15 protein-coding genes and 2 pseudogenes are annotated in these 17873 nt (G+C 59.5%); 8 read left to right on the top strand and 9 right to left on the bottom strand.

The window, feature by feature from the left end:
• Positions 1–41 precede the first annotated feature (41 nt).
• Together mqo and ACVWXD_RS16990 are read left to right on the top strand one after the other, a co-directional pair.
• Complete coding sequence (gene mqo, locus ACVWXD_RS16995; protein WP_032888867.1) at positions 42–1688, top strand: malate dehydrogenase (quinone); 1647 nt, start codon at positions 42–44, stop codon at positions 1686–1688.
• Between the two features lie 212 nt (positions 1689–1900).
• Complete coding sequence (locus tag ACVWXD_RS16990; protein WP_095184329.1) at positions 1901–2230, top strand: YXWGXW repeat-containing protein; 330 nt, start codon at positions 1901–1903, stop codon at positions 2228–2230.
• Between the two features lie 8 nt (positions 2231–2238).
• Here ACVWXD_RS16990 and ACVWXD_RS16985 read toward each other — a convergent pair whose 3' ends face one another.
• The 3 genes and pseudogenes from ACVWXD_RS16985 to ACVWXD_RS16975 all read right to left on the bottom strand — a co-directional run.
• Positions 2239–2610, bottom strand: a complete 372-nt coding sequence (locus ACVWXD_RS16985; protein WP_032888869.1) for a hypothetical protein — start codon at positions 2608–2610, stop codon at positions 2239–2241.
• Between the two features lie 194 nt (positions 2611–2804).
• Positions 2805–4178: a nucleotide 5'-monophosphate nucleosidase PpnN gene (gene ppnN, locus ACVWXD_RS16980; protein WP_032888871.1), complete on the bottom strand. Its 1374-nt coding sequence runs from the start codon at positions 4176–4178 to the stop codon at positions 2805–2807.
• 148 nt (positions 4179–4326) lie between these two features.
• A pseudogene (locus ACVWXD_RS16975) lies at positions 4327–4425 on the bottom strand (aspartyl/asparaginyl beta-hydroxylase domain-containing protein); the annotation flags it as partial.
• 192 nt (positions 4426–4617) lie between these two features.
• Between ACVWXD_RS16975 and fabV the strand changes: the two are divergent.
• Entirely contained in the window at positions 4618–5814 is a 1197-nt protein-coding gene (fabV, locus tag ACVWXD_RS16970) for an enoyl-ACP reductase FabV (RefSeq protein ID WP_457371201.1), read from the top strand.
• Between the two features lie 63 nt (positions 5815–5877).
• Here fabV and ACVWXD_RS16965 read toward each other — a convergent pair whose 3' ends face one another.
• Complete coding sequence (locus tag ACVWXD_RS16965; protein ID WP_457371200.1) at positions 5878–7047, bottom strand: anthrax toxin-like adenylyl cyclase domain-containing protein; 1170 nt, start codon at positions 7045–7047, stop codon at positions 5878–5880.
• Positions 7048–7351: 304 nt separating this feature from the next.
• Here ACVWXD_RS16965 and ACVWXD_RS16960 point away from each other — a divergent pair.
• Positions 7352–7975: pseudogene (locus ACVWXD_RS16960) on the top strand (HAD family hydrolase).
• On the opposite strand, the gene ACVWXD_RS16955 reads toward ACVWXD_RS16960, so the two are convergent.
• Positions 7972–8877 carry a LysR family transcriptional regulator gene (locus tag ACVWXD_RS16955; RefSeq protein WP_095184181.1) on the bottom strand — a complete coding sequence of 302 codons (906 nt, stop codon included), beginning with the start codon at positions 8875–8877 and terminating at the stop codon, positions 7972–7974. The pseudogene ACVWXD_RS16960 and the gene ACVWXD_RS16955 overlap by 4 nt on opposite strands.
• Before the next feature lie 96 nt (positions 8878–8973).
• On the opposite strand from ACVWXD_RS16955, the gene ACVWXD_RS16950 reads away from it, so the two are divergent.
• Positions 8974–10152 (top strand): acetylornithine transaminase, encoded by a 1179-nt coding sequence (locus ACVWXD_RS16950; RefSeq protein WP_095184182.1) that lies wholly within the window; start codon positions 8974–8976, stop codon positions 10150–10152.
• Here ACVWXD_RS16950 and punR read toward each other — a convergent pair.
• Complete coding sequence (gene punR, locus ACVWXD_RS16945) at positions 10124–11047, bottom strand: DNA-binding transcriptional activator PunR (protein ID WP_095184183.1); 924 nt, start codon at positions 11045–11047, stop codon at positions 10124–10126. The two genes, ACVWXD_RS16950 and punR, sit on opposite strands and share 29 nt — an antisense overlap.
• 122 nt (positions 11048–11169) lie before the next feature.
• Here punR and punC point away from each other — a divergent pair, with 122 nt between their 5' ends.
• Positions 11170–12348: a purine nucleoside transporter PunC gene (gene punC / locus ACVWXD_RS16940; protein WP_032888880.1), complete on the top strand. Its 1179-nt coding sequence runs from the start codon at positions 11170–11172 to the stop codon at positions 12346–12348.
• Between the two features lie 67 nt (positions 12349–12415).
• On the opposite strand, the gene ACVWXD_RS16935 is transcribed toward punC, so the two are convergent.
• Complete coding sequence (locus ACVWXD_RS16935) at positions 12416–13249, bottom strand: nucleoside-binding protein (protein WP_457371199.1); 834 nt, start codon at positions 13247–13249, stop codon at positions 12416–12418.
• Positions 13250–13406: 157 nt separating this feature from the next.
• On the opposite strand from ACVWXD_RS16935, the gene ACVWXD_RS16930 reads away from it, so the two are divergent.
• Positions 13407–14909, top strand: a complete 1503-nt coding sequence (locus ACVWXD_RS16930; protein ID WP_122752665.1) for a nucleobase:cation symporter-2 family protein — start codon at positions 13407–13409, stop codon at positions 14907–14909.
• A 100-nt stretch (positions 14910–15009) separates the two neighbouring features.
• Here ACVWXD_RS16930 and ACVWXD_RS16925 read toward each other — a convergent pair whose 3' ends face one another.
• Together ACVWXD_RS16925 and ACVWXD_RS16920 are read right to left on the bottom strand one after the other, a co-directional pair.
• Positions 15010–15942, bottom strand: a complete 933-nt coding sequence (locus ACVWXD_RS16925; RefSeq protein ID WP_032888886.1) for a proline iminopeptidase-family hydrolase — start codon at positions 15940–15942, stop codon at positions 15010–15012.
• A gap of 92 nt (positions 15943–16034) precedes the next feature.
• The gene (locus ACVWXD_RS16920; RefSeq protein ID WP_032888888.1) at positions 16035–16799 is read right to left on the bottom strand and encodes a LuxR family transcriptional regulator; all 765 of its coding nucleotides are present in this window, start codon (positions 16797–16799) and stop codon (positions 16035–16037) included.
• Positions 16800–16982: 183 nt separating this feature from the next.
• Here ACVWXD_RS16920 and ACVWXD_RS16915 point away from each other — a divergent pair, with 183 nt between their 5' ends.
• Positions 16983–17870 carry a proline iminopeptidase-family hydrolase gene (locus ACVWXD_RS16915; protein WP_095184185.1) on the top strand — a complete coding sequence of 296 codons (888 nt, stop codon included), beginning with the start codon at positions 16983–16985 and terminating at the stop codon, positions 17868–17870.
• Positions 17871–17873: the final 3 nt, after the last annotated feature.

Genomic DNA, 17873 nt, shown 5'->3' with positions numbered 1-17873 from the left:
GGGGCAGTGGGGCGGATGGCGTTTTATCATAGGTGCTACTGATGTTTAAAAAAGTAAACACTGCCCTGCTGGGGCTGGCTTTGTCGCTGGGGATCACGTCCGTTCATGCGGAAGAGGCAAAGAAAGTCGATGTGCTGCTGATCGGCGGCGGCATCATGAGTGCAACCCTCGGTGTCTGGCTTAACGAGCTGGAACCGGACTGGTCGATGGAGATGGTCGAGCGCCTCGACGGCGTGGCCGAAGAAAGCTCCAACGGCTGGAACAACGCCGGTACCGGTCACTCGGCCCTGGCCGAGCTGAACTACACCCCGGAAGACAAGAACGGCAACGTTGAGATCCCGAAAGCGGTCGAGATCAACGAAGCGTTCCAGATCTCCCGTCAGTTCTGGTCCTGGCAGGTCCAGCAGGGCGTGCTGAAGAACCCTCGTTCGTTCATCAACACCACTCCGCACATGAGCTTTGTGTGGGGCGATGACAACATCAAGTTCCTCAAGAAGCGCTACGAAGCCCTGAAAGCGAGCCCGCTGTTCGCCGGCATGCAGTACTCCGAAGACCCGGCGCAGATCGCCAAATGGGTTCCGCTGATGATGGAAGGGCGTGACCCGAACCAGAAAATCGCGGCCACTTGGAGCCCGCTGGGTACCGACATGAACTTCGGCGAGATCACCCGCCAGTTCGTTGCTCACCTGCAAACCACACCTAAGTTCGACCTGAAACTGTCGAGCGAAGTGCAGGACATCACCAAGAACGCCGACGGTTCGTGGCGTGTCAGCTACAAAAACCTGAAAGATGGCACCAAGACTGAAACTGACGCCAAGTTCGTGTTCATCGGCGCCGGCGGCGGTGCACTGCACCTGCTGCAAAAGTCGGGCATTCCTGAAGCCAAGGAATACGCTGGCTTCCCGGTGGGTGGTTCGTTCCTCGTGACCGATAACCCAACCGTTGCCGAGCAGCACCTGGCCAAGGCCTACGGTAAGGCTTCGGTTGGCGCGCCACCGATGTCGGTTCCGCACCTGGACACCCGCGTGCTGGATGGCAAGCGCGTAATTCTGTTTGGCCCATTTGCCACCTTCTCGACCAAGTTCCTGAAAGAAGGCTCGTACCTGGACCTGCTGACCAGCACCACCACCCACAACATCTGGCCAATGACCAAAGTCGGTATTCGTGAATACCCACTGGTTGAGTACCTTGCTGGCCAACTGATGCTGTCCGATGACGACCGCTTCAAGGCGCTGCAAGAGTACTTCCCGAACGCCAAGCAATCCGACTGGCGCCTGTGGCAAGCTGGTCAGCGCGTGCAGATCATCAAGCGTGACGAAGAGCAGGGCGGCGTCCTGAAACTCGGTACCGAAGTGGTCAGCTCCGCCGACAACACCATCGCAGGCCTGCTGGGTGCATCGCCAGGCGCGTCCACCGCGGCTCCGATCATGCTGACCGTGCTGCAGAAAGTGTTCAAGGACAAGGTGGCTACTCCGGCCTGGCAGGAAAAGCTGCATCAGATCGTGCCAAGCTACGGCACCAAGCTGAACGACAGTCCTGAAGCCGTTGCCAAGGAATGGGCCTACACCGCCAATATCCTGCAACTGCCTACACCGCCGGTGATCCCGGCAATGGCTGCTCCCAAGGCGACCGAGGCTGCGAAGCCTGCGGCTGAGCCGAGCAAGCCGGCGTCTGATCTGGCGCTGTAAAAACAGGTAGGGCGCTGATTCAGGTCCAACTGTAAAAAAGCCCGCTGAACCGGTGACGGTCAGCGGGCTTTTTCATGGCCGTGAGAACAGTTCAGCAATCCGACAGACATCACCTGTTAAAAAAGTACCCAGGCCTTAGCAGGAGCGTGGCTCAAATACGGGGGCATTTTTTACTGGTGCAAGTGTTGGGCGTCAGCGCCCGAGGGGGTTATATGTTGCTACGTTACGCAGCATTGGCGGCCATGGTCGTTGCGGCATCCGGGTGTGTGCAAGAGCGTGTCGTGCATGAGCGTCGACCGCCACAACGTGAGTATGTCGAGGTGGTTGCGCCACAACCGCCACCGGTGCAGGTGATCGAGGTCGAGCCTGCGGTACGCGAAGGTTACATATGGTCGCGTGGTTACTGGCGCTGGGAAGGTGGGCGCTATGTTGCGGTACACGGCCATTGGGAGCCTGTGCGCCAGGGCTATCGTTATGTGCATCCGCATTGGGTGCAGCGCAATGATGGATACCACTGGCAGGTTGGTGGCTGGATTCGCTGAGCTTCGTCCTAAGAGGGCTTTTTCGTACCCAAGAGCCTGACTTCCCTTAACAGCGCGGCGCCGAGTTGATCGGTGCCCAACTCCTTGTAACCCACGGCTTTAACCTCACCGTTCTCTTCCGCCTGGATGATGATCACCGGTGTTTCCTTGCCGGTGGCTTCGTCGACGTGCATCGCGTACTGGGGAATATCCAGCTTGATCGGTGTACCCGCTGCCTTGCCCTTCACATTGATCAGAAACGCCGCGCAGCCAGTGTCGACATCCGTACTGGTGGCCGAACGGCCGCTGACGAAGCAGGTTTTCGGTAGCTCAGGCCAGGCGATATCGGCCAGGGCGAGGGACGGCGACAAGGCCAGGGCAGCAAGAAGAAACGAGCGCACGTGGGGCTTTCTCTCGATCAGGGGCAGAGGTGGTTTTTACCAAAGCCTGCCCTTCGCCGCAACGCGCGGGTTCAGGTCAGGCGCTTGATGCCCGCCGCCTTGACCGCATTGAGGTCAAAGGTGGCGGTGTGTTCACAACCTTGCCGATGGGCCAAGGCGATAAAAACGATGACCGACCGGCCAGCCCCTTTATCTCACTGCACTACGCGATAACAAGGCACGTACGCCGCACCGCCCGGCAATTTCATGCGGTGCTGGGCGACGAACGCCTGCAACAGCTCATCCAGCGGCTTCATGATGGCCGGGTCGCCGTGGATCTCGTACGGCCCATGCTCCTCGATCAGGCGGATGCCTTTGTCCTTCACGTTGCCGGCCACGATCCCCGAGAAGGCACGTCGCAGGTTGGCCGCCAGTTCGTGGGGTGGAAGTGCGTGGCTCAGTTGCAGGCCGGCCATGTTTTCGTGGGTCGGGTCGAACGGGCGCTGGAAGCCTTCGTCGATTTTCAGCAGCCAGTTGAAGTGGAACGCGTCGTTGCGTTCGCGGCGGAATTGTTTCACCGCCTTGAGGCCGACGGTCATTTGGCGGGCCACTTCGGCCGGGTCGTCGATGATGATCTGGTAGTGCGCCTGCGCTGCTTCGCCCAGGGTGGCACCGACGAAGGCATGCAGTTGCTGCAAGTACGGCGCAGCCTGTTTCGGCCCGGTGAGAATGACCGGGAAGGGCACGTCGCGGTTGTCCGGGTGCATCAGGATGCCAAGCAGGTACAGGAACTCTTCAGCCGTGCCGGCACCGCCTGGGAAGATGATGATGCCGTGGCCGACACGCACAAAGGCCTCCAGGCGTTTTTCGATGTCCGGCAGGATCACCAGCTCGTTGACGATCGGGTTCGGCGCTTCGGCGGCGATGATGCCCGGCTCGGTCAGGCCCAGGTAGCGGCCGCCGGTGATGCGTTGCTTGGCGTGGGAAATGGTCGCGCCCTTCATCGGGCCTTTCATCACGCCGGGGCCGCAACCGGTGCATACGTCGAGGCTGCGCAGGCCCAGTTCGTGGCCGACTTTCTTGGTGTATTTGTATTCTTCGGTATTGATCGAGTGCCCACCCCAGCACACCACGATCTTCGGTTCCACGCCGGGGCGCAGCGTGCGGGCGTTGCGCAACAGATGGAACACGTAGTCGGTGATGCCTTGAGAGTTGCTCAGGTCGATGCGCTGGCTGTCCAGTTCGTTCTCGGTGTAGACGATGTCGCGCAGTGCGCTGAACAACATCTCACGGGTACTGGCGATCATTTCACCATCGACAAACGCGTCGGCAGGCGCGTTCAACAGTTCCAGGCGCACGCCACGGTCCTGCTGGTGGATGCGCACTTCAAAGTCTTTGTAGGCGTCGAGGATGGTCTTGGCGTTATCGATATGCGCGCCGGTGTTGAGGATCGCCAGGGCGCACTGGCGGAACAGGGTGTAGATACTGCCGGTACCGGCTTCGCTCAGTTGCTGGACTTCACGTTGGGACAGGGTTTCGAGGCTGCCCTTGGGGCTGACGGAGGCATTGATGACTTGGCGTTGGGGCATTCTGATTCCTTGAAAGCACAGCCACCGCACCCGACGAGGCGCGATAGCTTGAGAATGATGGGCGCCGTAAACGGTCGCACGAGCCGAATATTTACCTCAGGCGCGGGGCCCAGCGCAAATACCGTCCACCCCCATCATGCCGCAGAACTTACCGAATCAGCTTCCAGTTTTTGTAGAAAACCCGACGCAGGGTAACGGCCATTCCGCAAAACCCTGCGATCACGGCGTTGAGCAGCGACGGCATCACCGCAAAGGCGTGCGACCTTGTGCAGGCTTTACATCGTTTCCAAGCCTTGCCAGCCTTGTGTGGATTGAATTTTGTAAACGGAAGATTTACGTCTATCGTGACGCTTCGGTTTTTCAGGCGTCATAGACCGGTACGATTGAAGTTGAATGGCCACCATTGGCCTTCGGCACCTTGGAAGAGGCAGAAATTTTTATGATCATCAAACCGCGGGTTCGTGGCTTTATCTGTGTGACCGCTCACCCTGTTGGCTGTGAAGCGAACGTCAAAGAGCAGATCGACTACGTCACTAAAAACGGCGTCATCGAAGGCGGCCCCAAGAAGGTGCTGGTCCTCGGCGCTTCCACCGGCTACGGCCTGGCCGCGCGTATCAGTGCTGCGTTTGGCTGCGGCGCCGACACCCTGGGCGTGTTTTTTGAGAAAGAAGGCGAAGAAGGCAAGCTCAGCTCCGCTGGCTGGTACAACAGTGCTGCGTTCGAGAAGTTTGCCGTCGAAAAAGGCCTGTACGCCAAGAGCATCAACGGCGACGCGTTCTCTGACGAGATCAAGCGCCTGACCATCGAAACCATCAAGAAAGACCTGGGCAAGATCGACCTCGTGGTCTACAGCCTGGCGGCGCCACGCCGTACCGATCCTAAAACCGGTGAAGTCTATAACTCCACCCTCAAGCCAATTGGCAAGGCTGTGACCCTGCGCGGTATCAATACCGACAAAGGCGTTGTGGTCGACACCACCCTTGAGCCTGCAACCCAGGAAGAAATCGACGGCACCGTGAATGTCATGGGTGGCGCCGACTGGCAGCTGTGGATCGACGCCCTGCGTGATGCGGACGTGTTGGCCGAAGGCGCCAAGACCACCGCGTTCACCTACCTCGGCGAGAAGCTGACCCAGGATATCTACTGGAACGGCTCCATCGGCGAAGCCAAGAAAGACCTCGACAAGAAAGTCCTGACCCTGCGCGACAACCTGGCCGCACTGAAGGGCGACGCCCGCGTGTCGGTGCTCAAGGCCGTGGTGACCCAGGCCAGTTCGGCGATCCCGATCATGCCGTTGTACTTGTCGCTGCTGTTCCGCGTGATGAAAGAGCAGGGCACCCACGAAGGCTGCATCGAGCAGGTCTACGGTCTGTTCAAGGACAGCCTGTACGGCAGCGAGCCGAAACTCGACGCCGACGGCCGCCTGCGTGCCGATCTGGCTGAGTTGGAGCCTAAGGTCCAGGACGCCGTTGCGGCACTGTGGGATCAGGTTACTGACGAAAACGTCAACGAGATCAGCGATTTTGCCGGCTACAAGGCGGAGTTCCTGCGCTTGTTCGGCTTTGAAGTCGATGGCGTGGACTACGACGCTGACGTGAACCCGATCGTGAAGATCAACGGTCTGGTCCAGGCGTAAATGATGTGATTGACAGCGGTCTTGATAACCGGGTTATCAGGCCGCTGTCAGCTCTTTCTTGATTCAAGAAAGACGGTTTTTTGCCAGGGTAAAGTCGGACCGCCTGACAGTGGTCACGTCTTTCTCCCAGAGTGGATTCAGCGGTACGTGATAACCGCTGTCCTTGGCGGTCTTTATCAGTTCTGCCATTTCCCTACTGTCGCGGATGATGCTGATTTCATTGAATCGGCCCAGTTTTGCCGGCAGGAAAAACGTCGCCGGGTAATTGTCGGCCACTTCCGTTGCCGGGCTGCCCGAGTCCGCATTGTGATGAACCACGCGCTCTCCCTCGCCTATCAACGTTTGATTGATGAGTTCTATCATCTGCTCTATTCGCGGTGTCGCATTGCCGAGGTGGGGATCTTCTTTCTGGTAGAAGTGCGCCGCACTTTCAAAGTCTGCGCGTAGCTCTTTCGGAACCTGCTTGTAGCGCTCAACTCGATCCCTGAAGACACGGTGGGCCACGTCCGGCACGGGGAGTTTGTCCTGTGGACCAAAGTCGCTGATGTGGGGCGCGATCATGTGCAGGTCGTAATCGGCGGTCAACGGTTTGCCTTCTGATTGCTTGGCCAGCACTTCGAGGGGCTTGCCCTGATGAGTGATGAGGTAGCTGTCACTTGAAGGCGACGTGCGATGGCCTTCGAATGTATACGACTGTTGACTGGGCCCGCAGGCGCTCAACTGCAATATGCCGTCAGGTCCATGGGCTGCCAGTTGGGTTATCTGGCCGAGCTTGAGCAGCTCATCAATGCGCTGGCCCGAGAGTTTCAGAGGGGTTGCAACTGCATGGCCTTCCTGGATGCACGCCTGGATTTGCTCATTGGCCTTGGCCACTTTGGCCGGCGTTTTTTCAGCAAATTGCTCAAGCTTGCTGAGCGCCTGATCTGTACAGATAAAACCTGCCTGGGGGCCCCAGTTGGCGCTTTTCCCTTTGATGTGGAAGTCCTTGGTGGGGTGCCCGGCTTCTATCAGGCCTGTTGCCACGGTTTCGACCGGGCGTACGCCAATGATGGAGTTGGTGATTACCGCGATGCCTTGCAAGGGGGCAAGATGGCTCGTCACGATGCCTGTTTGGTTTTTTACTTGGCCGACCAGATCGGCTGCGGGATCATTCGTGCCCTGGGCACGGTAGCTTTGCAGCGCATGAAGGCTGTGCGCGCAAGGGGAAATCACTGAGGAAATCATGCCTGTCATTGAAGTTTCTCCACGTATGTCTACTGCGAAGTTGAACGATTCCCTCCAAACGCCAGCTCCTTGAGTTGTCCGACCGACACTAAGGTGAAAGCGCCCTCAATCGCAGAGAACGAGTGTGACTGTCTGTGTGAAGTTGAACTCGCACAAGTCAGTTAAAACCGCGTACTGCACGGGAGCTCCGCTGTTTCCCATCGCCGGGCCTGGTCGAATTCTCAGAGCGTTCCTACTCGCTCTTACATGCTCTTGCAGGTCGCAGGCATGCCAGACTGTGATGGTTATGTCGTTTCACACACGGGAGGACCCCATGACGATTCGCGCAGTAGTGTTTGATTTCGGCGGTGTGTTGTTCGATTGGAACCCGCAACACCTGTACCGCAAGCTGATTGCCGATGATGATGAGCGGCAATGGTTTCTCGAGAATATCTGCACCCAGGCCTGGAACACCGAGCAGGACGCGGGTCGGCCGCTGGCCGAAGCCACGCACGTCCTGATCAATCAATTCCCGCACCACAAAACCCTGATCACGGCGTACTACGACCGCTGGCATGAAATGCTGCGTGGCCCGTTGCCCGAAGGCGTGGCGATTCTCAGGGCGCTGCATGCAGCCAACATGCCCTTGTTTGGGCTTACCAACTGGTCAGCCGAAACCTTTCCCTATGCCCGTGCCCACTATCCCTTCCTGCAGTGTTTTCGCGACATCGTGGTGTCTGGCGAGTTGAAGCTGATCAAGCCCGATCCGGCGATCTACCACGCCAGCCTTAGTCAAGTTCGTGCCCATTTGCCGGATATCCAGCCATGAGAAGTCGTATTTATCGATGATGTTGGCGGCAATATCGACGCGGCCATCGCCCTCGGCTGGCAAGGCATTCACCATGTGTCAGCCGAACAGACGGCGGCTCGGCTGAGGGAGTTGGGTGTGGGCTTCTAGCGCGCCCATTTCTCCATGGCGAAATCGACAAAGGCGCGCAGCTTTGGCAGGCGATAGCGGTCCTGGCCATACAGCAAGTGCATGGGACGGCTGGGCAGTTGGTAAGTGGTCAGCAACGCCACCAGCTTGCCGCTCTGCAGGTCGGGCTGTACCAGGGCGTCGGGCAGCATGACGATGCCCATGCCTTGCACTGCCGCCTGGCGCAGGGCTTGGGAGCTGTTGATGGTCAGCGAACCGGACACCGGGATTTCCACTTCGCCCTCTGCGCCGGTCATGCGCCAGAGCTTGTCGGCATTGCGCCAGTCGTCGGTGGATGGGTAGGCGAAGGCCAGGCAGTCGTGGTGCTGCAGGTCTACAGGCGTCTGTGGCGTGCCACGCCGTTCCAGGTATTGCGGTGAGGCGCATAGGGTGATGGTGTAGTCCTGCATGGGGCGGGCGATCAGGCTCGACGGCTCCAGTTCGCCCAGGCGGATCGCCACGTCAAAGCCGCTGTCGACCATGTCCATACGCTGATTGCTGAGCACCACGTACAGTTTGATCAGCGGGTAGCGTTGCGAGAATTCGCTCAAGGCCGGCGCCAGGCGTTCGGTGCCGAAGGCGGGTGGCGCGGTGATGCGCAGGGTGCCTTTGGGAACGTCACTGTGGGCCTGTTCTGCCAATTGTTCGGAGTCGGCGACCAGTCCCAGCACTTCCAGGCAGCGCTGGTAATACTGGCCACCGAATTCCGTCAGGCTCTGCTTGCGGGTGGTGCGCTTGAGCAGGCTGACGCCCAGGCGTTGCTCCAAGGCGCGCAAATGGTTACCGACCATTGTGGTCGACATCCCACAGGCCTGTGCCGCAGCGGTCATGCTGCCGGTCTCCACCACTTTCACGTACACCGACATTGCCTGGAACAGGTCCATTATAAATCCCTGATTTAAAGTCATTGCAGGAAAGCGCAGTTTATCCAGCTGAGGTGGCTAACGATACTTCCATCACCACAACCGGAGCCTGCCACCATGACCGCCGCCTGCCTGATGACCACCTACCAACCCTTGGCCTTGAGTTTTACCCGTGGCCTGGGCACACGCCTGTGGGATCAACAGGGCCGTGAATACCTGGACGCGGTAGCGGGTGTGGCGGTGACCAATGTCGGCCACTCCCACCCGAAACTGGTGACGGCTATCAGCGAGCAAGCTGGCCTGTTGCTGCATACCTCCAACCTCTACAGCATTGATTGGCAGCAGCGTCTGGCCCAGCGCTTGACGCAACTGTCCGGCCTGGACCGCGTTTTTTTCAACAACTCCGGCGCCGAAGCCAACGAGACCGCGTTGAAACTGGCGCGGTTGCATGGTTGGAAAAAAGGCATCGAAGAGCCGTTGGTGGTGGTCATGGAGAATGCCTTCCACGGCCGCACGCTTGGCACCATGGCCGCTAGTGATGGGCCGTCGGTGCGCCTTGGTTTTCAGCGCTTGCCGGGGGATTTTCTCAAGGTCCGGTTTGGTGATCTGGCGGCCATCGAAGCACTCACCAAAACGTTTGGTACGCGGATCGCGGCGGTCTTGCTGGAGCCGATCCAGGGCGAAAGCGGCGTGCTGCCGGCGCCGCCGGGTTACCTGCAAGCGCTGCGCGATCACTGCACGCGCCACGGTTGGCTGATGATGCTGGATGAAATCCAGACCGGCATCGGCCGTACCGGCGCCTGGTTTGCTTTCCAGCATGAAGGCATCCTGCCGGACGTGATGACCTTGGCCAAAGGCCTGGGCAACGGTGTGCCCATCGGCGCCTGCCTTGCAAGGGCGGGGGTGGCCCAGTTATTCACGCCGGGCAGCCACGGCAGCACTTTCGGCGGCAACCCGCTGGCGTGTCGGGTGGGCTGCACCGTGTTGGACATTATCGAAGAGCAAGGCCTGTTGCAGAACGCTGCGCAGCAGGGCGAGCGCTTGCTGGCGCGGTTGCGGATGGAATTGGACGAACACCCGCAGGTAATGGCGATTCGCGGGCAAGGCTTGATGATCGGCATCGAGCTGACCAGCCCTTACCGCGAACTGGCCCAGCGCGCTGCCCAGGAGCATGGGCTACTGATCAATGTGACGCGGGGTAAGGTCATTCGCCTGTTGCCGCCGTTGACCCTGGATGCCAAGGAGGTCGAAATGATCGTGCGAGCCATCACCCGTTTATTGGATCAGGCCCATTGAGCCATTCCTGGTTCATTGTCTCTTTATCCCCCAGATACTCCAGCAACCACGCCATGGCCGGGGACAGCTTGTTCTGTGCCCAGGCCACGCACGACGGGCTGGCGGGGAAGGGCCGGGTCAATTGCAGCGCCACCAGTTCACCGCGTTCGATCCACGGCAACACCTGATGCGCTGGCGCCATGCCGACGCACAGACCATCACGCAGGCAATCGATGGCGGACGCCCAGTTCGGCACCACCAGCCGACGTTGGTTATCCAGCGTCCAGGTGTCGCGCTTGGGGAGGTTGCGTGAAGTGTCGGTCATGCACAGTGATGCGAACGGGCGCAGTTGGTCATCGCTGAGCAGCCCTTGCACCGCCGCCAGTGGATGCTTGGCGCTGACCACACACAACCAGTTCAACAACCCCATGTCGCGAAAGGTGAAGTGACTGGCCACCGGCACCGCGCTGGTGGCGCCGATCACAATGTCGGTGCGCTCATCGGCCAGGGCGTCCCACACGCCGTTGTACACCTCGTATTCCAGCAACAATTCCACCTCGGGGAACTGTCGATAGAAATCCAGCACCAACTGCCGGCAACGCTGGGGTTTGACGATGGAGTCCACGGCCACCTTCAACTGACCGCTCCAACCGTTCGCCACTTGCTGACACAGACGCCGCGTGCCGAGCATTTTTTTCATCACGCCTCGGGCTTCGTCTATAAATAGACGGCCCGCCGGGGTCAGCTCTACGTCGCGATGGCGCCGCACAAACAGTGGCACTGCCAACCATTCTTCCAACTGACGCACCGTGTAGCTGATGGCCGATGGCACGCGGTGCAATTCCTGGGCGGCAGCGCTGAAACTGCCATGGCGTGCCACCGCATCGACTACATCCAGGGAGTATTCAGACCACATGGTGACTGCCTTCAAAATTATTGATAAGAGTGTCCAATTATTATCGCTTCACACAAAATCTGTCAGCCTCATAATGGCCGCCAGTCAGCAAATAGTTTGATGGCAAGATCTACAAGGCTTCAATGAAAAATTCTTTTGGTTTTACCTGGTACCTGGCGGGGCTGAGCATGCTCGGTTATCTGGCCATGGATATGTACTTGCCGGCGTTCGGCGCCATGGGCGAGCAGTTGCAGATTGGCGCTGGCGCGGTGGGGGCCAGCTTGAGTATTTTCCTCGCCGGCTTTGCGCTGGGGCAGTTGCTGTGGGGCCCGTTGTCCGATCGCCTGGGGCGCAAGCCGATCTTGCTCGCAGGCTTGAGTCTGTTTGTGCTGGGCTGCGCCGGAATGTTCTGGGTCGAGACCGCGTCTCAACTGCTGGCCTTGCGCTTTATGCAGGCCATTGGCGTGTGCTCCGCTGCTGTGAGCTGGCAGGCGCTGGTCATTGACCGCTACCCGGCCGACAAGGCTCACCGGGTGTTCGCCAGCATCATGCCGCTGATGTCGCTGTCGCCTGCCCTGGCGCCGCTGTTGGGCGCGATGGTGCTGAATCACTTCGGTTGGCAGGCGATCTTTGGGGTCTTGCTGGGCGTATCACTGCTGTTGCTGCTGCCGACCTTGTTCCTGCGCAGCGTGCCGAAACGGCAGGCAGAAACTCCGACACGCCTCGGTTATGGACAGTTGCTCACCTCCCGGGTGTTCACCGGCAACGTGATGATCTTCGCTGCCTGCTCCGCCAGTTTCTTTGCCTGGCTGACGGCTTCGCCGTTCATCCTTGGCGACATGGGCTACAGCCCGAATGACATCGGCCTGAGTTACGTGTTGCCGACACTGGCGTTTCTGGTGGGCGGCTACAGCTGCCGCAGCGCCTTGCAGCGTTTCCAGGGCAAGACGCTGTTGCCTTGGTTACTGGCGGCCTACTGCATCAGCATGGTGGCGCTGTATCTGGTTGCGACCATGACCGTGCCGACCCTCACCACCTTGCTGATTCCGTTCTGTCTGATGGCGTTGGTCAACGGTGCGAGTTATCCGATCGTGGTGGCGAATGCACTGATGCCGTTTGCGGAAAATTCCGGCAAGGCGGCCGCGTTGCAAAACACCTTGCAACTGGGCCTGTGTTTTCTCAGCAGCCTGCTGGTGTCTTCGATGATCGACCAACCGCTGCTGATCACCGTGATCGTGATGCTGGCGACCGCGCCACTTGCGGTGTTGGGCTACTGGCTGGCGCGGCCGAAGCACACGGCTTCGAAGCTGTCGCGCGTTTAGGCTGACAGTGCGGTCATTGTGAGAGGGGGCAAGCCCCTCCCACATTTTGACTCGGCTGGGTGAGTGGCTAAAACGTGATCTCCATATTCACCGTCGGTGTTGACGTGCGGCTACCCCGGCCGCCGCCCACACCGAATTTGTTGTGCCAGTACTCGTAACCCACCCCGAGGTACAGGTTCGGCTTTACGCTCTTACCCGGTCGTACCGCCACCATCAACGCGGTGCGCATCAAGGCTTCCGGCGCAGTGTCACGGCCATGGTAGTCCTCGCCTTTTTCCCCGACGTAATTGATAAAACCCTGGAATTTTGCCGCGTGGTTGGCGATTTCGAATGGGCGCATCCAAGTCAGGTTAAGCATGTAGGTGTCGTCGAAGGTGTGGTTCGACTCCTGCGCGCCGGGGATGCCGGTGTGATTCTTTTCCTTGTAGTACATCAGGCTCAGGTCCAGCACGCCCACGGTGTTGAACTTCAAGGTCGGGCCGAGCACCAGCGCACGCTTTTTGGCCGAGGCGAAGTTGTTGTTGCGGTTGGCATCAAAGCCCAAGGTCAGCGCGTAATCCTTGATCAGCCCGGTGCCCAGCGGCACATCAAATACGCGTGAGGCGTACAGCTGATGCCGATACACGGCGTACACCTCGCTGCCACCGTGATCAGTGCCCTTGCGCGGGTCGCGGCTGTCGGACAGGAACACGTCCAGGTTCAGGAAATTGCTGCCGTACTGGTAGCCGCTGGCGTGGGTGAAGCTGTAGATGCGCTTGCTGAATTCATCGGGGTTGTTCGGGTTGGTGAACTGCTGGCCGTAGCGAAAGCCTACGCTGTTGTTCATCCATTCCACCGCGACAGCCTCCCCGCCGCCGAGAAGGGTGAGTGCAACGGTGGCGCCCTGTAATACCTTTTTCATGGTCCTGGTCCTTTGGCGTTCTGGCTCATCACGGCCGGATTGTTTTTGTAACGCCGGCGGAGGGTATCTTGTTCGATTGATTGTATACAACTCTATGGACATCTAGTCCTAACATTGCATACAGTGGCCGCACAACAAAAACAGAGAACCCCTCACCATGACTATCCCGAAGGCGTCACCGCAGCGGCCAGAAGATGAGAATCTCGGCGTCGCCGCCAACATGGCTTACGGCCTGCAGCATGTGCTCACCATGTACGGCGGCATCGTCGCGGTACCGTTGATCGTCGGTCAGGCGGCCGGGTTGTCACCGGCAGATATTGGTCTGCTGATCGCCGCGTCGCTGTTCGCTGGTGGCTTGGCCACCCTGTTGCAAACCCTTGGCCTGCCGTTCTTTGGCTGTCAGTTGCCGCTGGTGCAGGGCGTGTCATTTGCCGGTGTGGCAACCATGGTGGCGATTGTCGGCAGCGACGGCGCTGGCGGGGTGCCGGCGATTCTTGGGGCGGTGATGGCCGCGTCGTTTATCGGGCTACTGATCACGCCAGTGTTCTCGCGGATTACCAAGTTCTTCCCGCCATTGGTGACTGGCATCGTGATCACCACCATCGGCCTGACGCTGATGCCCGTGGCGGCACGCTGGGCCATGGGCGGTAACAGCCGCGCTGCGGATTTCGGCAGCATGCCCAATATCGGCCTGGCGGCGTTGACCTTGGTATTGGTGCTGCTATTGAGCAAGATTGGCAGCGCAACCATCTCGCGCCTGTCGATCCTGCTGGCGATGGTCATCGGCACGGTGATTGCGGTGTTCCTCGGCATGGCGGACTTTTCCGGCGTGACCCAGGGCCCGATGTTTGGTTTCCCTACGCCCTTCCATTTCGGCATGCCGACCTTCCACATCGCGGCGATCATTTCCATGTGCATCGTGGTGATGGTGACCCTGGTGGAAACCTCGGCCGACATCTTGGCCGTGGGCGAAATCATCGACACCAAAGTCGACTCTAAACGCCTCGGTAATGGCCTGCGCGCCGACATGCTGTCGAGTATGTTCGCGCCGATCTTCGGTTCGTTCACCCAGAGTGCGTTCGCCCAGAACGTCGGCCTGGTGGCGGTGACCGGGGTGAAGAGTCGCTTTGTGGTTGCCACCGGTGGCCTGTTCCTGGTGATCCTTGGCCTGCTGCCATTTATGGGGCGGGTGATCGCCGCGGTGCCCACCTCGGTGCTGGGCGGTGCCGGGATTGTGCTGTTCGGCACCGTGGCGGCCAGTGGTATTCGCACCCTGTCGAAAGTGGATTACCGCAACAACATGAACCTGATCATCGTCGCCACCTCCATCGGTTTTGGCATGATTCCGATTGCTGCGCCGAGTTTCTACGATCAATTCCCTAGCTGGTTTGCGACCATTTTCCACTCGGGCATCAGCTCGTCGGCGATCATGGCGATCTTGTTGAACCTGGCGTTTAACCACTTCACGGCGGGCAATTCGGATCAGCAGTCGGTGTTCGTGGCGGGGACCGAGCGCAGTTTGTGCTTCCACGATGTCGCGGCGTTGCGGGATGGAGATTACTTCAGGGGCGGCAAGTTGTTTGATGCCGAGGGCAAGGAGATTCCGCTGGTAGCGGAGGTGCCAAGGAAAACGGCGCAGCCTGAAACCACAGAGGTCTGAAAATGTGGGAGGGGGCTTGCTCCCGATAGCAGGGTGTCAGCCACAGTAGTCGTGACTGACCCAGCGCTATCGGGAGCAAGCCCCCTCCCACATTTGGAACTCAGCCAGCCTTGCGGACGGGGTGCGGCACTGAACAGGCCTCATCCAAAAACTTCACCACGGTCCCCATGCAGGCCTGGCGTTCTTCCACGTGGGGCATGTGGCTGGAGTCTTCGAACAGCGCCCAGCGTACATCCGCGATCTCATCCAGAAACGGCTTGACCACCAGTGGGGTGGCCTCGTCATGTCGGCCCGAGATCACCAGGGTCGGCACCTTGATCGCCGAGAGGCGGCCAATGGATTTCCAGTCCTTCAGACTGCCGATCACGTGGAACTCGGTCGGGCCGCTCATGGCGTGATAAACCGTAGGGTCTGAATCGACCTGGGCGAAAGTGCGCGCCACTTCCTCCGGCCAGGGGTTCACGCGGCATACGTGCTGGTCATAGAACACCCGCGAGGCAGCGAGGTATTCCGGGTCTTGATAGGTGCCAGCGGCTTCGTGCTTGAGCAGGGTTTCGTGCACGCCTTCCGGCAGCAATTGGCGCAGGCGATTGGCCTCGCTGACCCAAGTGCGCATGCAGGTCGGGGAGTTGGCCGGGATGAACGCGCGCAAACCCTTGGGTTGCAAGATTGCATGTTCACTGCCGAGCATGCCGCCCCAGGACTGGCCGAGGATCGCGTAGTTGTCGCTGATCTGCAGGTGATCCAGCAGGTTATCCAGTTCTTTGAGGAACAAGTCGACGGTCCAGAAGGACGGATCTTTCTCAGGTAAATGCGTGGAGCGGCCATTGCCCAGTTGGTCGTAGTGGATGACCGCGTGGCCGCTGGCTGCGACGTCCTTGAAGGCGTCGACATAATCATGGGTACAGCCGGGGCCGCCGTGGATGACGACCAGTGGTGTACGGCCGCTGGACAGGTCGCCAGTGACGCGATACCAGGTCTGGTAGGCGCCAAAGGCCGCATACCCTTCGCGAATTTTTTCGATGAATTCCATTTCGTACCCTGCTCTGAAAAAAGGCTCAGGGACACGATAGTCTGCGCGCGAAATTTAGGTAACTAGCAAAACAGCTAGGTTTTGCCGATGGATCAGTCTTCCAGCAGGCGGTAATGGGTAGCCCGAACCACCGCCTGGACTCGGTTTTTGGCGCCCAGCTTGTGCATCGCCGAAGCCAGGTGCAGCGTGACCACCGCCAGCGAACGGCTCAACTGCGTGGCGATTTCAGCAGCGGTCAGGCCTTCGGCGGCCCATTTCAGGCACTCGCGTTCGCGTTTGGTCAGGTGAATATGGGGGTAGGTGCGCAGTTCCTTGCTGAACAGCGGGTAGGCTGCTTCCTGCAACGCATGGGAAATCACACTGAAATCCGACAAAGTTTGCTGCGCGTCCTGCAACACCGTGTGCGCGCTACCGATACGCAGGCCGGTCAGCGAAGCAAAGCCACCACGGGGCAGGTGGATCGGTACGCTGACGCCGCAGGTCAGCTGCTGGTCATGCAGGTAGGATGAAACCGGCGCGTGGCACGGATCGATGATTTTTTGCAGTGGGGTGTCGGCCTTGGCTTCGTAGGACCATACGAAAGGCGATACCGTGCTCAGGGCCAGGTGTTGCACCGGGTCGATCTGGTAAAACCCTTTGCTGCACCATAATGCGTGCCAGTCGGGTGGTGTATTGCGCAGTTCCAGCACCGAGGGGGTGATCAATGCGCCGTCCTGGTCGATCGGCACGGGGGAGTAGTCGTACACCAGCGCATCGAAGCCTAACTGTTGAGCGAGGATAAACGCGTTGTCCATCTGCTCATCCAGGCTCCTGCCCGGCATCAGACGATTGTTGAAGGCAGTCAGCTTGGTCAGCATCCGTTCTGCTCCCGAATTCATTTGAATCTCGACATGCGGCAAGTAGAATGCCACGCCCCGGCGAAGGACTGCCAGGCCAAACCTATAAGAACTACTAGGTTATGGACGCGCGGCATCCTCGGTAGTGTTGGCCTGACAAGCGGCCGCTACTCGCCAGGCCGATACAACACAAGGAATGTATGCATGTGGCGTGAAATTGCCCCCGACCAGCAGTACAACGTGCAAGTCGACGGCCATAACCTCGTGGTCTACAGCTTTGGCGAAGGCGATGAGGTGCTGTTGTGCCTCAACGGCGGGCCAGGCCTGCCGTGTGACTACTTGCGCGACGCCCATGGCTGGCTCAAAGAGCATAACCTGCGAGTGGTTGCATTCGACCAGCTTGGCACGGGGGCATCAGCCAGACCGACCGATGTTTCCCTGTGGGAAATACGCCGTTATGTCGAAGAAGTCGAATCCGTGCGCCAGGCACTGGGGCTGGGCCGTGTGCACTTGCTCGGGCATTCATGGGGCGGCTGGCTGGGCATCGAATACGCCATCCATTATCCCGACGCGCTGAAAAGCCTGATCCTGGAAAACACTGTCGGCGACATTCCGCACCTGTCCCAGGAGCTGGAGCGCCTGCGCGGCGCCTTAGGCAGCGAAACCGTGGCCATGATGCAGCGCCATGAAGCGATGGGCACTCTCGATCACCCGCAGTACCAGGCCGCGATCACCTTGCTCAACTATCGCCACGTGTGCCGTCTGGACGAATGGCCCGAGCCGGTCAAACGCTCCCTCGGCGACTGGAACATGGGCCCCTACGAAACCATGCAGGGCCCTAACGAATTCCTCTATGTCGGCAACCTCAAGGACTGGAACCGCATCCCCGAGATGGCCGATTTCAAGATGCCGATCTTGATCACCACCGGCCAGCACGACGAACTCACCCCGGCCTGTGCCATGCGCATGAAAATGGCGGCCAGACACGCCGAACTGCACGTATTCCCCAACAGCAGCCATATGCCGTTCTACGAAGAACCCCAGGCGTATTTCCCGGTGCTGCTGGACTTTCTTGCTCGCCACCGAGGCTGACGG

The sequence above is a fragment of the Pseudomonas sp. TE3911 genome, assembly GCF_054062775.1.
The sequence above is the reverse complement of the archived record's forward strand: the minus strand, read 5'-3'. Positions and strand labels throughout refer to the sequence as shown.

Bases quoted from the DNA above. Each gene is read 5' to 3' on its own strand.
- ppnN (WP_032888871.1), bottom strand. From the start codon at position 4,178: ATGCCCCAACGCCAAGTCATCAATGCCTCCGTCAGCCCCAAGGGCAGC.
- ACVWXD_RS16915 (WP_095184185.1), top strand. From the start codon at position 16,983: ATGTGGCGTGAAATTGCCCCCGACCAGCAGTACAACGTGCAAGTCGAC.
- ACVWXD_RS16950 (WP_095184182.1), top strand. From the start codon at position 8,974: ATGACCGCCGCCTGCCTGATGACCACCTACCAACCCTTGGCCTTGAGT.
- ACVWXD_RS16920 (WP_032888888.1), bottom strand. From the start codon at position 16,799: ATGCTGACCAAGCTGACTGCCTTCAACAATCGTCTGATGCCGGGCAGG.
- fabV (WP_457371201.1), top strand. From the start codon at position 4,618: ATGATCATCAAACCGCGGGTTCGTGGCTTTATCTGTGTGACCGCTCAC.
- mqo (WP_032888867.1), top strand. From the start codon at position 42: ATGTTTAAAAAAGTAAACACTGCCCTGCTGGGGCTGGCTTTGTCGCTG.
- ACVWXD_RS16965 (WP_457371200.1), bottom strand. From the start codon at position 7,047: ATGACAGGCATGATTTCCTCAGTGATTTCCCCTTGCGCGCACAGCCTT.
- ACVWXD_RS16935 (WP_457371199.1), bottom strand. From the start codon at position 13,249: ATGAAAAAGGTATTACAGGGCGCCACCGTTGCACTCACCCTTCTCGGC.
- ACVWXD_RS16930 (WP_122752665.1), top strand. From the start codon at position 13,407: ATGACTATCCCGAAGGCGTCACCGCAGCGGCCAGAAGATGAGAATCTC.
- ACVWXD_RS16990 (WP_095184329.1), top strand. From the start codon at position 1,901: ATGTTGCTACGTTACGCAGCATTGGCGGCCATGGTCGTTGCGGCATCC.
- ACVWXD_RS16955 (WP_095184181.1), bottom strand. From the start codon at position 8,877: ATGGACCTGTTCCAGGCAATGTCGGTGTACGTGAAAGTGGTGGAGACC.
- ACVWXD_RS16925 (WP_032888886.1), bottom strand. From the start codon at position 15,942: ATGGAATTCATCGAAAAAATTCGCGAAGGGTATGCGGCCTTTGGCGCC.
- punR (WP_095184183.1), bottom strand. From the start codon at position 11,047: ATGTGGTCTGAATACTCCCTGGATGTAGTCGATGCGGTGGCACGCCAT.
- punC (WP_032888880.1), top strand. From the start codon at position 11,170: ATGAAAAATTCTTTTGGTTTTACCTGGTACCTGGCGGGGCTGAGCATG.